Origin of the sequence: Citrobacter sp. Cpo100 (assembly GCF_030332595.1) — a bacterium.
GTDB lineage: Bacteria > Pseudomonadota > Gammaproteobacteria > Enterobacterales > Enterobacteriaceae > Citrobacter > Citrobacter portucalensis.
In genome coordinates this window covers 618,310-633,017 of sequence record NZ_JAOWHM010000037.1, presented here as the reverse complement: position 1 = coordinate 633,017, position 14,708 = coordinate 618,310, and the positions used below count along the sequence as shown (strand labels likewise).

Below are 14,708 nucleotides of genomic sequence, written 5' to 3'. Positions count from 1 at the left end.
CTTACCCTACAGCATGTTCTGTAGGGTAAGTTTTTAGCGAATTGTTTTTGGCGTCATTACCCGACGAGCGCCCACATAGTGGCGCTGCCAGTAATCTTCGCTCAGAGAGGTGATTTGAATTTCCTGCCCGCTGCGCGGTGACTGAATAAACTTACCGTTGCCGACGTAGACGCCGACGTGATCGGCTGTTCCGCGGCCCTGGGTACGAAAGAATACCAGATCACCATTTTTCAGTTCGCCACGTTCAATTGGTGCGGCATCACGCAGATGGTACATTTCATTCGCGGTACGCGGAATGCGGAACTTCACCAGATCTTTATAGGCGTAATAAACCAGACCGCTGCAGTCAAACCCGGTTCTTGGCGAGGAGCCGCCCCAACGATAAGGTTTGCCGATTTGGTTCATCAAGGTAGACATAGCGGTTTTAGTCGCTTTCTGCACTTTCACTTTATGTGCATCAGCAAGCGTAGTCGGTGCAGTGGTTTTCACCTTCACGCAGCGTGGTTTGTGACCTTTGCGCGGTGTGCATTTTTCCGTCCAGGTAACGGCTGCGGTTTGTGCTGCGGCAGTTTTACTACGGCGATTTGCAGTTTTAGTCGACTTTGCCGGAGTGGCAGTGCGTTTTTTAGAAGAGGAAGCGGTTTTGGTGCTGGTTTTGCTGGTGGTTTTTGTCGCCGTTTTCTTACTGGTCTTTGTTGTTTTTTGGCTGGTTGTTGCGCTTTTCTTTTTATCTACCGTTTTGATGGTGTGAGAATTGGTAGGTGTCGTCCTGGCCTGCTTGGAAGCATGAGCCATAGGCGTAAAGGGCAGTGTAGTAAAAAGTAAAGCACAGAGCGTGATCGAGATTCGGTTTATCCGCGCCACTGAGCAGTCCTCTGGTAAGGCAGGTCTATCGTGCCTGCGTGTGATTTTCAAAACTTGACGATTCTAATCTATAGAAAGAGGGAAAGTTAATAGCTTTTTTAGTTTAAAACTGCGTTTCGTAACCGACCGCAAAAAAAAACAGCAAATAGAGATAGAATTGGTGAACAGATAATCAAATCCACATGTTTGAAGGGGATAAGTGAGATTGTGAATGCAACTTTTAGCGTCAGGGGATAAAATAATAACGCGTAATGAAAATGTTATTTTCCGTTGCCTGTCTGACCCGTTACAATGTCAGACTACTGCCGTAAAAGAAGTTTAAGGAAGCAAGATAATGAGCACCACTATCGAAAAAATCCAGCGCCAGATCGCTGAAAACCCGATTCTCCTGTACATGAAAGGTTCCCCTAAACTGCCAAGCTGCGGTTTCTCCGCACAGGCTGTGCAGGCGCTGTCAGCCTGTGGTGAACGCTTTGCTTATGTTGATATTCTGCAGAACCCGGATATTCGCGCCGAACTGCCGAAATACGCAAACTGGCCAACTTTCCCACAGCTGTGGGTTGATGGTGAGCTGGTTGGCGGTTGTGACATTCTGATCGAAATGTACCAGCGCGGTGAGTTGCAGCAGCTGATTAAAGAAACAGCAGCGAAATACAAAACCGAAGAGCCGGACGCTGAGTAATACCAGCAGAAGTAAAAAAGCGACCTGAAATGGTCGCTTTTTTTATGTCGCCGTTACGCTTCTTCAGGCACGGGAAGAGGCCAACCGCCGAGACGTTTCCAGCGGTTAACGATTTCGCAAAACAGCACGGCCGTACGTTCGGTGTCATACAACGCCGAGTGCGCCTGATTCCCGTCAAACTCCATTCCCGCCGCCAGGCACGCTTTTGACAATACAGTCTGCCCCAGAGACAGACCGCTTAATGCCGCCGTATCAAAGGTTACAAATGGGTGGAACGGATTACGTTTGAGCGAGGCGCGTTCTGCTGCAGCCATCATGAAACTGTGGTCGAACGTAGCGTTATGCGCCACCATGATTGCCCGATTGCAGCCGCTGTCTTTAATGCCTTTACGCACCATTTTGAAGATGGCATGCAGAGCATCATATTCGCTGACCGCACCGCGTAGCGGATTGTTAGGGTCAATACCGTTAAAGGCGAGCGCTTCCGGTTGCAAATTGGCACCTTCAAACGGCTCTACGTGGAAATGTAACGTCGTGTCCGGCATCAGCCAGCCTTGTTCATCCATTTTCAGTGTGATGGCGGCAATCTCAAGCAGCGCATCGGTTTTGGCATTGAACCCTGCGGTTTCGACATCAATGACGACAGGATAAAAACCACGAAAACGGTCACACAGACCGGAAAGTTGAGCGTTATCGGACATCTGGGTCTCTTAATACGGGAAAATTGCAGCGCGTATTATGGCAAAATGATGAGTATAAAACTATGGGCACAGACGATCTGCGCCCGAGGGGGAGATTAATCGCCCAGGCCGCGCCCGGCGTCTTTCTCTTCGATCAGCTCAATTTTGTAGCCGTCCGGATCTTCAACGAACGCAATCACTGTGGTGCCGCCTTTTACTGGACCTGCTTCACGCGTTACGTTACCGCCATTCTGGCGAATACGTTCACAGGCTTCAGCCGCGTTGTCTACGCTCAGGGCGATATGGCCATAGGCTGTACCCAGATCATACTTGTCGACACCCCAGTTATAGGTCAGTTCGATTACTGCTTCACTGGTTTCAGGACCGTAGCCGACAAAAGCCAGAGAGTACTTGTATTCAGGGTTTTCGCTGGTACGCAGCAGCTTCATGCCCAGCACGTTGGTATAAAACTCGATGGAACGCTGCAGGTCACCCACGCGCAGCATGGTATGGAGTAAACGCATCTTTTTCCCCTTCGAAAATGGCTAATACATTCAAAATGTTGTTTTAGTATAGCGGCGTTGTTACGCCGCTATCAATGGCAGAACGGAGATTGTGACGTTAGAGGGTAGGATAGTCGGTGTAACCTTCCGCGCCGCCGCCGTAGAAACTCTCGGCACGTTGCGGATTCAGTTCTGCTTTTCGTTGCAGACGCGCCACCAGATCCGGGTTAGCAATATAGGCGCGACCAAAAGCAACGGCGTCGATCAGACCTTTCTCGATCAGCGCTTCTGCTTTTTCTGGGGTGTAAGCACCAGCACCAATGATAGGGCCGTGGAAGCGCGCGCGCACTTTTTCGCGGAACGCATCGGAATACGGCTCGCCACCGGCCCAGTCCGGCTCAGACATGTGCAGGTAAGCGATTCCACGCTTGCCCAATTGTTCAATCAGATACAGCGCATCGGCTTCTTCGTTTGGACCATTGTCTACGTTCTGGAAAGTGCCAATCGGGGAGACGCGAATACCAATGCGATCGGCACCCCATTCTTTAATTCCGGCATCAACCACTTCCAGTACCAGACGCGCACGATTTTCGACGCTGCCACCGTATTGATCGGTGCGCTGGTTAGACGTTGGCGACAGGAACTGGTGCAGCAGGTAGCCGTGGGCAGAGTGCAGTTCAACCATATCGAAACCCGCTTCGCGCGCATTGGCTATCGCCTGACGGAAGTCATTAACGATGCCCGGAATCTCTTCGGTTTCCAGCGCACGCGGCATTGAGGTATCGGCACGCGTTGCCAGGCCGTTTTCATCGCGCAGCGAGGTGCGGGTTCCAGCGCTAATCGCGGAAGGTGCAACTGGAGCTTGACCGTTTGGCTGCAGACTGGCGTGAGAGATGCGTCCAGTGTGCCACAACTGGACAGCAATATGACCTTGCTCAGCGTGTACGGCAGCAGTGATTTTCTTCCATGCGGCAATTTGCGCTTCGCTGTGTAAGCCGGGTGCTCCGGCATAGCCTTTCGCCTGTGCGGAAATCTGCGTCGCTTCGCTGATGATAAGACCCGCGCTGGCGCGTTGACGGTAATACTCGGCCATCAGCGGAGTAGGGATGTCGCCAGGCTCAATACTGCGCAGACGCGTCAGTGGCGCCATAAATACGCGGTTTGCTGCCGTAATGGCACCCACTTTCAGTGGGGAAAACAGTTTTTCAGATGACATGTGGTACTCCTGAATAGACCGGTCGTCTAGTGATAAAGAAAATAAAAACGCCTGTTAAACGGCAGGCGTTGTGATGATGTTTTTAACGTGCGCCAGCGCATTTTCCAGCGGAGTGGCGCTACGAGAAATCTTGGCCTGCAGGTTGGCGCCAAGCCACAGCGCATACAGTACCTGCGCCTGCTGTAACGGCTCGCCAACAAAAGACAGACAATGGCTGGCCTGACCTTTCTCCAGCGCCTGCGCTAACAGCACAATAATGTGCCGCGCGCCTTTATCCATCGCTGTGCGCATATCTTCTGACAGATCGCACACTTCGGCAGACAGTTTTACAGTTAAACAGCCGCTAATAATGCCGTGCTGGCTAAACTGGTTCAGGGTTTCCTGATAGTAGGCCAGAATGCGATCGCGGTAGTTTCCCGCTCCCGTATCAAAGTGCGTAGCCAGTCGCCGATGATAGGCCGCATAGTGGCGTTCCAGCATCGCGACACCGAACGCTTCTTTAGAGCGAAAGTAATGATAAAACGAACCTTTGGGTACTTCAGCGGTTTTCAGTAGTTCGCTTAACCCCATGCCGGTGAAGCCGCGCTGCATACACAGCAGTTCGCCAGTCGCCAGCAGATGTTCGCGTGTATCGTGTTCAGTGATTTTGTTCATGGGAAGGAGTGTAATAGACCAGTCGGTCTAATGCAATAGCGCTTGCGAGAAATTCAGTTAACGTCTTCAATAGGTATATCAATCTTATTAAAGGAGGGGATGTGGCCGAACAGCTGGAGTTTTTCCCCGTCCAGAGCCCATGCCGTGGAATATGTCAGTCTGACGAACGCGGCTTTTGCCGTGGCTGTTTTCGCAGTCGGGATGAGCGTTTTAACTGGCAAAAGATGAGCGATACCCAAAAGCAGGAAGTGCTGCGGCTTTGTCGTCAGCGCCTGATGCGTAAATTACGTGCAAACAAAGCCAACCCTTCGGAAGAACCGCAACAACCTTCACTCTTTTAAAAGCGTAATTGCGTATACTCGAGGCACATTCACTTAAAAGGAAGCTGCTATGGTTCAGCGTATTACTATTGCGCCGCAAGGCCCGGAATTTTCTCGCTTTGTGATGGGGTACTGGCGCCTGATGGACTGGAATATGTCCGCGCGCCAGCTAGTCAGCTTTATTGAAGAGCATCTGGATCTTGGCGTGACCACCGTCGATCACGCCGATATTTACGGTGGCTACCAGTGTGAAGCGGCGTTTGGTGAGGCAATGAAACTGGCTCCGCATTTGCGTGAAAAAATGCAGATTGTGACCAAATGCGGGATCGCGACGACGGCGCGCGCGGAAAATGCGCTGGGCCACTACATCACCGACAGTGCACATATTATTGCCAGTGCGGAGGAGTCGCTGAAGCTGCTGGCGACCGATCATATTGATCTGCTGCTGATCCACCGTCCCGATCCGCTTATGGATGCTGACGATGTCGCCGACGCTTTTAAAAAATTGCACCATAGTGGCAAAGTGCGTCACTTTGGCGTCTCCAACTTCACCCCGGCACAGTTCTCATTGCTGCAATCGCGTCTGCCGTTTACTCTGGCGACCAACCAGGTAGAAATTTCACCAGTACATCAGCCGCTCCTGTTGGATGGTACTTTAGATCAACTGCAACAGCTGCGCATTCGCCCGATGGCCTGGTCCTGTCTCGGCGGTGGTCGCCTGTTTAATGATGATGCATTCCAGCCTTTACGTAATGAGCTTGCCGTGATCGCAGAAGAGTTGAATGCGCAATCTATTGAACAGGTGGTATACGCCTGGATTTTACGTCTGCCGTCTCAGCCGCTGCCGATTATTGGCTCAGGAAAAATAGAGCGTGTACGTGCTGCCATTGAGTCTGAGTCGCTGAACATGTCTCGCCAGCAATGGTTCCGCATTCGTAAAGCGGCGCTGGGTTACGACGTACCCTAATCGCGTTTTTGGCGCATCTCCGTTCAAATTTGTGTCACTGGTTTACACTTAACAATCAGACACCTTTTGGACGGAGGTCTTATGAAGCGTTTGAGTTTGGCCATCATCACTCTACTCGCCTGTGCAGGCGCGCAGGCTGCCAGTGAAGAAAAAGTGACGATGAATCTGGTCACGTCGCAAGGCGTCGGCCAAGCGATTGGTACGGTCACTATTGCTGAAACCGCAAAGGGGCTGGAGTTTACGCCCGATCTGAAAGCGTTGCCGCCAGGTGAACATGGCTTCCATGTGCATATGAACGGCAGCTGCCAACCCGCGATTAAAGAAGGGAAAGCCTCAGCCGCAGAATCGGCTGGTGGCCATTATGATCCGCACCAAACCGGTAAACATGAAGGCCCGGAAGGCGCAGGTCATATGGGCGACCTGCCGCTATTGGTGGTGAATAACGACGGTAACGCCACAACGCCGGTCGTTGCGCCGCGGCTTAAAACGCTCGATGAGGTTAAAGGTAAAGCGCTGATGATCCATGTGGGCGGCGATAATATGTCCGATCAACCGAAACCGCTTGGCGGTGGAGGAGCGCGCTACGCCTGTGGTGTTATCAAATAATCAACGACTGAGAGTACCCGGCGGCGGCGCCTGTTCGAGTTGTGAAAGCGAGCAGTGTAGTCGCCAGACCAGTGCCGACAGTTCCTGCGCAGCGGGTTGATGATGGTGGGCAAGCGTATCGCAGATGCGCTGTAGCTCATTCAGCGTGGCATTAAGTGGTCGTTGCTGGACGCCACGTTCGCTCATTACATCGCGCAGCAGCGAGATACACACGTCCCTGACGCGAGCCAGCGGATCGGAACGCGCCTCCCAGGTGCGCAGTTGCCACACCACATGCGAGCAGTTCAGTAAAACGACCCCCCAACGTAATAACCAGCGTCGCGCCAGCGCATCCTGACTGTTGCTGAGCTGGCTGACGTGATGATAGGTCAGCGATTCAAATTCGTTTTCACTGAGCGATGGATGTCGGCTGAGCTGATCGACAAAATCCCGGCGCAGGGCGCGAATATGGCGGCGACTTTTCCGTGCATCCGATCCGGGGCGCAGGATGGCGAAGGCCAGCCATGACAGCGCCACGCCGGTGATTTTCGCCATATTGTCATTCAGGAAATCAGCAAAATCATATACCGGCGGATTGGTCACCGCGATAAACGAACCCATAAATACAATCAACTGCCCCCAAAGACCTGCCAGGGCAGGCATTTGTAGCTTCAACAGTTGCATGGTGGCGAGTAGCGGGAAGAGAAAGAGAATAAACTGCCAGAGGTCGGAAATTTGCACCATCAGGCCAAACTTAACCACAAAGCTAAATAGCGACAGTAGAACCAGCGTACGCATCAGCAAAGAAAGCGACTTGAACGGTGTGGCAACGGCGGAATACAGCACACTGCTGATCGCAGCGAGCGTGAGTGCGCCAGAGCCTGATTCCCATTGTGCACCAATGCTCCATGCGCCGATAAGCATCAAAGTGCAGAACGTACGCAACCCGCTCCAGATAGCTTCCGCATTATCGGTATGACGGGCAAGTCCCGGCGTGCGGGCGATATTAATACGCTCGGCGGTAACACCATTTTCCAGTAAATGCAGATAATGGCTGCTGCGCAGGTAGAGCCGACAAAAATAACGCAGTCGTTGCCAGAAGGCGACGTGTCGATAGTCGCGGGCATCGACGGGCCGCAGCGGGGCAATAATACATGCGACGGTGTAGCTATTCGCATTGGATTTTATTAGTTCGCTGAGCAACTGCTCGATGATTTCCCGGGTGTTGGACGGCGGATTAGGCCAGTTCAGCAGCATCCTGCGCAGACTGGAAATCACGCTGGTCATCCGTAACTGCTGGTGCAACAGCGAATTGAGCAAAGCATTCTGGCGACGAAAGCGGTAATGACTCCAGAAAGCTTGAATACGCAGCAGGTTCATGGTCAGAATCTGCCCGATAACACCTTCATGGGCTGTGCGAATGGCATCCGTGGTTTCTGGTTGCCAGAGTAGGCTGGCATGTTCCAGTAAACGTGAATGCATGTTTTTCAATGCAGTCAGTAACGTGGTGCCATCGGAGGTGCTGGGCAGGATCATCATCATCACGCCACCACACAGGATACCGACGATGACTTCACACACGCGTGCCTGCGCGATATCCCATAATTGCGTAATTTCCACGGTATTGACCATGGGAAACGCAATGATCGCCGCCGTATAACCCGCCAGTTGAAATGCGTAGGCAACGTTATTGGTGAAGTGCGCGCATGCCCAGGTACAAAAACCGATCCACACTGACATGCTCAGCAAAAACAGCCACGGCTCATTGAGAGTATGACCGGCAATAATCAATGCGGCGGTGGCACCCAGTAAGCTACCCGCCACGCGACCCAGACTTTTGCTGATAACCCCGCCAACGGTGGGAAAACTGACCACCGCCGCCGAGGTCATCGCCCAGTAGGGCTCGTCCAGATTCAGATAATAAGCAAAAGTTAACGCCAGGCACATCGCAATGGTGTTACGCAGCGCATAACGCCACTGTGCCGCCGTGGCTTTAAACCACGGCAAATTGCCTGGTGTCAGGCGGGGCAGTTTCATTTACGCTGGCCGATGGATACGCTGCAGGTTGTACCTGACACCAGCGTGACCTCCCGCGGCAGGGCGTCGAATTCGATGCGTACCGGGACACGCTGCGCCAGACGCACCCACGGCACGTTGGGTTTTATGTCGGGAATCAGGCCGGAATCACTTTCCACACTTTGATCGTAGATGGCACGGCCAATACTGGAAACGTGACCCTGTAACTTTACATTGCCGCTGTAGAGTGTAATCGTCGCAGGTGCGCCTTCTCGAATATGGCGCAATTTGGTTTCTTCAAAATACCCCATGACATAAAAAGAGTGACTGTCGACAAGGGCAAACAGGGGCTTACCGGTTGAAGCGTAGTCTCCGCTACGGGTTGAAAGATTGGTGACCCAACCCGCTACGGGGGCTTTGACCACCGTTTGCGTCAGCTGCCACTGGGCCTGGCGCAAACTGGCCTCAGCCGCTTCAACGCTTGCCTGCATGGCTTTCACGTTGAGATTTGCGGTATCCAGATCCTCGGCTGAGATGTAATTTTGCGATAAATGACGGCGGCGGTTGGCTTCGTTATTGGCTTTCGCCAGGTCAGACTGCGCTTTTGCCAGTTGCGCTTGCGCATTCAGTTCAGCAATGTGAAATGGCGTCTTGTCGATAATAAAAAGGACATCGCCTTTATTCACAAACTGGTTATCTTTTATATAGAGTTCGCTAATGCTGCCTGACACCTGCGGCGTGATGCTGACCTGCTCAGCACGTACTTTGCCATCACGTGTCCAGGGCGATTGCATATAGTAATTCCACATCCACCATCCGGCGAAAACTGCGATTGCAGCGACTATAATAGTGGAGAAGTATTTAACGGTTTTAAGCGACATAATCACCACGCTATCAGCATAACAAAGGCCAGACATACGCAAAGCGTAAAGAGTGACAGATCCATTAGCAGGGGATGCCAGATTTCGCCGGAGTAAATCCAGTCGCGCAGCAGGCGATGAACAACCAGCCAGAGAATAAATCCTGCTACAATCGCCTTGAAAACAGGAGGAAAGTAGACAGATGCGCCGATCATTAAATCTTGTAGGGGCAATCCTGTTGCATTAAACATAAACTTCACGGGCAAAATCCTTGACGGAAGAGAGCATTGCTATAGGTTTAGCAAAAAAGAGACAATGAGTCTCCGTAACGCATAATGTCTGAAAAAATGTCAGCCGGTAAGCAAATTTGGCAATACATTTGTTTTGGGAATACAAATGCTGCACACTATTCTAAAATCAGCACAATAACTTAGCAAGCTAATTATAAGGAGATGAAATTGGAATCGCCATTAGGTTCTGATCTGGCACGGTTGGTGCGCATTTGGCGTGCTCTGATTGACCATCGCCTGAAACCTCTGGAGTTGACGCAGACGCATTGGGTTACGCTGCACAACATTCATCAGTTGCCGCCGGATCAATCGCAGATTCAGTTGGCTAAAGCGATTGGCATCGAGCAGCCTTCGCTGGTACGTACGCTTGACCAGTTGGAAGAAAAGGGACTCATTTCACGACAGACTTGCGCCAGCGATCGTCGAGCTAAGAGAATTAAACTGACAGAGAAGGCTGAGCCGCTGATCGCTGATATGGAAGCGGTGATCAACAAAACACGTGGAGAAATTCTGGAAGGGATTTCAGCTGAGGAAATTGATCTGCTGATTAAGCTGGTTGCTAAACTCGAACACAATATTATTGAACTGCAGTCACAAGGTTGAAACGATAAGTTACGTGTGGCCAGAGCCTGACCACACGTGAATTCGATTAGCGTGGCGACACGGTAACCTGGCTGCCGTTGTTAGCCATAACAACGCGCTGGCCGGCTGAAAACTTGGTCGCACCCTGTTTCTGAACCACCATGATGGTATTACCATCATCCTTACGGATTTCCAGTTCCACACCCTGGGTTTTATTCATCGCACCTTGTACGCCTTGACCCGCTACGCCACCGGCAACTGCACCTGCAGCCGTCGCTAATGAACGACCCGTACCGCCGCCGACGGTGTTACCAAGGAACCCGCCGAGTACCGCACCACCAATAGCACCAATCACGTTTGCGTCATCGCCACCCTGGATTTGCACCGGACGAACATGAACAATCGTACCGTAGGTAACGTTCTGAACTTGTTTCGCTTCGGATGCGGTATATACGTCGCCTGAAAGGCTGTCATTGTTAACGCAACCCGCTAAAGATACGCCCATTAATGAAACAATCAGCACACGTTTAATCATTTACAAATCTCCTTTGTCACCACGAAACGCTAATAGAGCACCCTTCATGGCTAAATTATATGGCATTTGTGAGCCTAAGGTCACATGTTCTACTGGAACAATATGAAAATCTTAACCGAAATCGGATCAACCGAGTATAAACGAATCATTCATATAATTGATGTAATTAAACGATCATTGTAATGATTAGCCACCAAAAATCATTAAGGAAGCATGGCATTAGTCGACACTTTATGGTTGAGTGTCAAGGCTAATTTGCTTAAAAGGATGACCTATGAAATCGGGCCGTTTTATCGGTGTAATGTCTGGAACCAGCCTTGATGGCGTCGATGTTGTGCTGGCGACAATAGATGAAACGATGGTTGCGCAGCAGGCGAGTCTGACCTGGCCCATCCCCATTCATGTTAAACAAGCGATTCTGGATATCTGCCAGGGGCAGCAGCTTACACTTTCTCAGTTTGGTCAGTTAGATGCACAGCTCGGTTATCTATTTGCTGAGGCGGTGAATGCGCTGTTGGCGCAAGAAAAATTGAAACCGCAGGATATCGTTGCGATTGGTTGCCACGGGCAAACCGTGTGGCATGAACCGAACGGTGCTGCGCCGCACACGCTGCAAATTGGTGATAACAACCAGATTGTCGCGCGTACCGGGATAACCGTAGTCGGCGATTTTCGTCGACGTGATATCGCCCTCGGCGGGCAGGGTGCACCGCTCGTTCCCGCGTTTCACCAGGCACTTCTGGCACATCCAACGGAACGGCGAATGGTGTTAAACATCGGCGGGATTGCCAATCTGTCTCTGCTTATTCCGCAACAACCCGTTCGCGGATACGACACCGGGCCGGGCAATATGCTGATGGATGCATGGATCTGGCGGCAATGTGGCCAGCCCTACGACAAAGATGCGCAGTGGGCCATTTCAGGAACGGTGATCCTGCCGTTGCTGCAGAATATGCTTAACGACCCTTATTTTTCCGCGCCTGCGCCGAAAAGCACCGGTCGTGAGTATTTTAATTACGGCTGGATAGAGCGTCATCTGGCGCAGTTTCCGGGAATTAGCCCACGAGATGTGCAGGCGACGCTTGCCGAACTGACGGCAGTAACCATTTCAGAGCAGGTCTTATTAAGCGGCGGCTGTGATCGACTCATGGTATGTGGTGGTGGCAGTCGTAATCCACTGCTGATGATGCGTCTGGCGGCATTATTACCGGGTACAGAGGTTACCTCTACCGATGAAGCCGGGATCAGCGGTGATGATATGGAAGCGTTAGCCTTTGCCTGGCTGGCGTGGCGAACGCTGGCCGGATTACCGGGAAATTTACCGTCTGTGACTGGGGCGTCAGAGCCGAGTGTTTTAGGGGCAATTTATCCTGCCAATCCACGAACTCAGAGTTAACTGAAATTATTCAGCGCGGTGTGCCGGTAAACTAAGGAAATTAGGGAGGGTGCCATTACCCTCCAGGACCAGGAAAGTCTTCAGGATATGGCTATGAAAAAACTGTTGTTAGTGTGTCTGCCCGTACTGCTTAGCGGTTGTAGTGTGTACAACCAATTTGTCGAGCGTATGCAAACGGATACGCTTGAATACCGCTGCGACGAAAAACCGCTGACCGTGAAGCTGAACAATACCCGCCAGACGGCAAGCTTTGTTTATGATAATCAGCTATTGAACCTCAAACAGGGCGTGTCGGCATCAGGTGCTCGTTATACCGATGGTATCTACGTATTTTGGTCTAAAGGCGACGAGGCAACGGTCTATAAACGAGACAGAATTGTGCTAAATAACTGTCAGTTACAGAACCCGAAGCGTTGAGATTTTCACCTGGGCGGCGCACAATAGCGTCACCCACTGACAATCCGTAGCCCAACATCATGTCTGATAACGACGAATTGCAGCAAATCGCGCATCTGCGCCGTGAATACACGAAAGGCGGTCTTCGCCGCCGCGATCTTCCCGCCGAACCCCTTGCGCTGTTTGAGCGCTGGCTGGGGCAAGCCTGTGATGCCAAACTGGCCGATCCCACCGCAATGGTCGTTGCGACCGTCGATGAAAATGGTCAGCCGTATCAGCGCATCGTGTTACTCAAGCATTATGATGACAAAGGGCTGGTGTTCTATACCAACCTTGGTAGCCGTAAGGCGCATCAGATCGAGAAAAATCCACGCATCAGCCTTTTATTTCCCTGGCATACGCTGGAACGGCAGGTGATGGTGATCGGCAAGGCAGAGCGTCTTTCCACACTCGAAGTGGTGAAATACTTCCACAGTCGCCCACGCGACAGTCAGATTGGCGCCTGGGTCTCAAAACAATCCAGTCGGATCTCCGCGCGCGGTATTCTCGAAAGCAAATTCCTCGAACTGAAGCAGAAGTTTCAGCAAGGGGAAGTTCCTCTGCCCAGTTTCTGGGGCGGCTTTCGCGTGAGTATTGAACAAATGGAGTTCTGGCAGGGCGGTGAAAACCGTCTGCACGATCGTTTTTTATACCAACGCGAAGATAACGCGTGGAAAATTGATCGTCTGGCCCCCTAAAGATGCAAATTTCTTGTTTTAAGCGCTGGTGCTGATCAATCCGGCGCTTTATTCTATGTTTCTTTCGCATCAGGCGAAAAGTCGTGTACCGGCAAAGGTGCAGTCGTTTTATACATGGAGATTTTGATGGCAAGCAGTAACTTGATTAAACAATTGCAAGAGCGGGGGCTGGTGGCCCAGGTGACGGACGAGGAAGCGTTAGCAGAGCGACTGGCGCAAGGCCCGATCGCGCTCTATTGCGGCTTCGATCCTACCGCTGACAGCTTGCATTTGGGGCATCTGGTTCCATTGTTATGCCTGAAACGCTTCCAGCAGGCAGGCCATAAGCCTGTTGCACTGGTAGGTGGCGCAACCGGTCTGATTGGTGACCCGAGCTTTAAAGCCGCCGAGCGTAAACTGAATACCGAAGACACCGTGCAGGAGTGGGTGGATAAAATCCGCAAACAGGTTGCACCGTTCCTCGATTTCGACTGTGGCGACAACTCGGCGATTGCTGCGAACAACTACGACTGGTTTGGCGGTATGAACGTACTGACTTTCCTGCGTGATATCGGCAAACACTTCTCCGTTAACCAGATGATCAACAAAGAAGCGGTTAAGCAGCGTCTGAACCGTGACGATCAGGGGATCTCCTTTACCGAGTTTTCTTACAACCTGCTGCAGGGTTATGACTTTGCCTGCCTGAACAAACTGCACGGCGTGGCACTGCAGATTGGTGGTTCTGACCAGTGGGGTAACATTACTTCGGGTATCGATTTAACCCGTCGTTTGCACCAGAATCAGGTGTTTGGTCTGACCGTTCCGCTGATCACTAAAGCTGATGGCACCAAATTCGGTAAGACGGAAGGCGGCGCAGTGTGGCTGGATCCGAAGAAAACCAGTCCGTACAAATTCTACCAGTTCTGGATCAACACCGCCGATGCGGACGTTTATCGCTTCCTGAAATTCTTCACTTTCATGGACATTGAAGAAATCAATGCGCTGGAAGAAGAAGATAAAAACAGCGGTAAAGCGCCGCGTGCCCAGTATGTTCTGGCCGAACAGGTTACGCGTCTGGTTCACGGTGAAGAAGGTCTGGTCGCGGCAAAACGCATTACCGAAAGCTTGTTCAACGGCAATCTCAGCGATTTGAGTGAAGCAGATTTCGAACAGTTGGCGCAGGATGGCGTGCCGATGATCGAGATGGACAAAGGTGCCGATTTGATGCAGGCGCTGGTGGACTCCGAGCTGCAACCTTCTCGCGGTCAGGCACGTAAGACTATTGCGTCAAACGCGGTAACCATCAACGGTGAGAAGCAGTCCGATCCGGAATATTTCTTCCAGGATAGTGATATCCTGTTCGGGCGCTATACCTTACTGCGTCGTGGCAAGAAGAACTATTGTCTGATTTGCTGGAAGTAAGATTGAGTTAGCAGGGGCGTGGGA

Annotated in this window: 17 protein-coding genes and 1 pseudogene; 9 read left to right on the top strand and 9 right to left on the bottom strand. The window is 51.6% G+C overall.

Features of this window, described 5'->3' with window-relative positions; genetic code table 11:
* Positions 1 to 33 precede the first annotated feature (33 nt).
* Complete coding sequence (locus tag OGX96_RS18580; RefSeq protein ID WP_079933979.1) at positions 34 to 864, bottom strand: C40 family peptidase; 831 nt, start codon at positions 862 to 864, stop codon at positions 34 to 36.
* Between the two features lie 334 nt (positions 865 to 1,198).
* Between OGX96_RS18580 and grxD the strand changes: the two genes are divergently transcribed.
* Positions 1,199 to 1,546: a monothiol glutaredoxin 4 gene (gene grxD / locus OGX96_RS18575; protein ID WP_003832760.1), complete on the top strand. Its 348-nt coding sequence runs from the start codon at positions 1,199 to 1,201 to the stop codon at positions 1,544 to 1,546.
* A gap of 53 nt (positions 1,547 to 1,599) precedes the next feature.
* On the opposite strand, the gene rnt is transcribed toward grxD, so the two are convergent.
* From rnt to OGX96_RS18555, 4 genes are all read right to left on the bottom strand, one after another.
* Complete coding sequence (rnt, locus tag OGX96_RS18570; protein ID WP_003029200.1) at positions 1,600 to 2,247, bottom strand: ribonuclease T; 648 nt, start codon at positions 2,245 to 2,247, stop codon at positions 1,600 to 1,602.
* A 95-nt stretch (positions 2,248 to 2,342) separates the two neighbouring features.
* The gene (gene gloA, locus OGX96_RS18565; RefSeq protein WP_003832762.1) at positions 2,343 to 2,750 is read right to left on the bottom strand and encodes a lactoylglutathione lyase; all 408 of its coding nucleotides are present in this window, start codon (positions 2,748 to 2,750) and stop codon (positions 2,343 to 2,345) included.
* 97 nt (positions 2,751 to 2,847) lie between these two features.
* Positions 2,848 to 3,945 carry an alkene reductase gene (locus tag OGX96_RS18560; protein ID WP_032943320.1) on the bottom strand — a complete coding sequence of 366 codons (1,098 nt, stop codon included), beginning with the start codon at positions 3,943 to 3,945 and terminating at the stop codon, positions 2,848 to 2,850.
* A 54-nt stretch (positions 3,946 to 3,999) separates the two neighbouring features.
* Positions 4,000 to 4,599: a TetR/AcrR family transcriptional regulator gene (locus OGX96_RS18555; RefSeq protein WP_003832766.1), complete on the bottom strand. Its 600-nt coding sequence runs from the start codon at positions 4,597 to 4,599 to the stop codon at positions 4,000 to 4,002.
* A 101-nt stretch (positions 4,600 to 4,700) separates the two neighbouring features.
* Here OGX96_RS18555 and OGX96_RS18550 point away from each other — a divergent pair, with 101 nt between their 5' ends.
* From OGX96_RS18550 to sodC, 3 genes are all read left to right on the top strand, one after another.
* On the top strand, positions 4,701 to 4,940 hold the full coding sequence (locus tag OGX96_RS18550; protein ID WP_003832768.1) for a DUF1289 domain-containing protein: 240 nt from the start codon (positions 4,701 to 4,703) through the stop codon (positions 4,938 to 4,940).
* A gap of 49 nt (positions 4,941 to 4,989) precedes the next feature.
* On the top strand, positions 4,990 to 5,886 hold the full coding sequence (locus OGX96_RS18545) for an aldo/keto reductase (RefSeq protein WP_048214269.1): 897 nt from the start codon (positions 4,990 to 4,992) through the stop codon (positions 5,884 to 5,886).
* Positions 5,887 to 5,967: 81 nt separating this feature from the next.
* Entirely contained in the window at positions 5,968 to 6,492 is a 525-nt protein-coding gene (gene sodC / locus OGX96_RS18540) for a superoxide dismutase [Cu-Zn] SodC (RefSeq protein ID WP_048214268.1), read from the top strand.
* Here the strand turns inward: sodC and OGX96_RS18535 are convergent.
* The 3 genes and pseudogenes from OGX96_RS18535 to OGX96_RS18525 form a co-directional block, all read right to left on the bottom strand.
* Positions 6,468 to 8,508 (bottom strand): annotated as a pseudogene (locus tag OGX96_RS18535) (FUSC family protein). The gene sodC and the pseudogene OGX96_RS18535 overlap by 25 nt on opposite strands.
* A complete protein-coding gene (locus tag OGX96_RS18530; RefSeq protein ID WP_071446502.1) occupies positions 8,505 to 9,368 on the bottom strand; it encodes an efflux RND transporter periplasmic adaptor subunit in 864 nt (287 codons plus the stop codon). The pseudogene OGX96_RS18535 and the gene OGX96_RS18530 overlap by 4 nt, the downstream one beginning before the upstream one ends.
* Before the next feature lie 2 nt (positions 9,369 to 9,370).
* Positions 9,371 to 9,607, bottom strand: coding sequence for a DUF1656 domain-containing protein (locus OGX96_RS18525; protein ID WP_003029180.1), 237 nt, complete (start codon positions 9,605 to 9,607; stop codon positions 9,371 to 9,373).
* A 192-nt stretch (positions 9,608 to 9,799) separates the two neighbouring features.
* Here OGX96_RS18525 and slyA point away from each other — a divergent pair, with 192 nt between their 5' ends.
* Positions 9,800 to 10,240, top strand: coding sequence for a transcriptional regulator SlyA (gene slyA / locus OGX96_RS18520; RefSeq protein ID WP_008784672.1), 441 nt, complete (start codon positions 9,800 to 9,802; stop codon positions 10,238 to 10,240).
* A gap of 46 nt (positions 10,241 to 10,286) precedes the next feature.
* On the opposite strand, the gene slyB is transcribed toward slyA, so the two are convergent.
* Positions 10,287 to 10,754 (bottom strand): outer membrane lipoprotein SlyB, encoded by a 468-nt coding sequence (slyB, locus tag OGX96_RS18515; RefSeq protein ID WP_003029175.1) that lies wholly within the window; start codon positions 10,752 to 10,754, stop codon positions 10,287 to 10,289.
* Between the two features lie 274 nt (positions 10,755 to 11,028).
* On the opposite strand from slyB, the gene anmK reads away from it, so the two are divergent.
* The 4 genes from anmK (at position 11,029) to tyrS (ending at position 14,684) form a co-directional block, all read left to right on the top strand.
* Positions 11,029 to 12,150, top strand: coding sequence for an anhydro-N-acetylmuramic acid kinase (gene anmK / locus OGX96_RS18510; protein ID WP_008784673.1), 1,122 nt, complete (start codon positions 11,029 to 11,031; stop codon positions 12,148 to 12,150).
* 87 nt (positions 12,151 to 12,237) lie between these two features.
* Positions 12,238 to 12,567, top strand: coding sequence for a C-type lysozyme inhibitor (gene mliC, locus OGX96_RS18505; RefSeq protein WP_003029170.1), 330 nt, complete (start codon positions 12,238 to 12,240; stop codon positions 12,565 to 12,567).
* Between the two features lie 59 nt (positions 12,568 to 12,626).
* On the top strand, positions 12,627 to 13,283 hold the full coding sequence (pdxH, locus tag OGX96_RS18500; protein WP_003029169.1) for a pyridoxamine 5'-phosphate oxidase: 657 nt from the start codon (positions 12,627 to 12,629) through the stop codon (positions 13,281 to 13,283).
* A gap of 126 nt (positions 13,284 to 13,409) precedes the next feature.
* Positions 13,410 to 14,684, top strand: a complete 1,275-nt coding sequence (gene tyrS / locus OGX96_RS18495; RefSeq protein ID WP_020996426.1) for a tyrosine--tRNA ligase — start codon at positions 13,410 to 13,412, stop codon at positions 14,682 to 14,684.
* Positions 14,685 to 14,708: the final 24 nt, after the last annotated feature.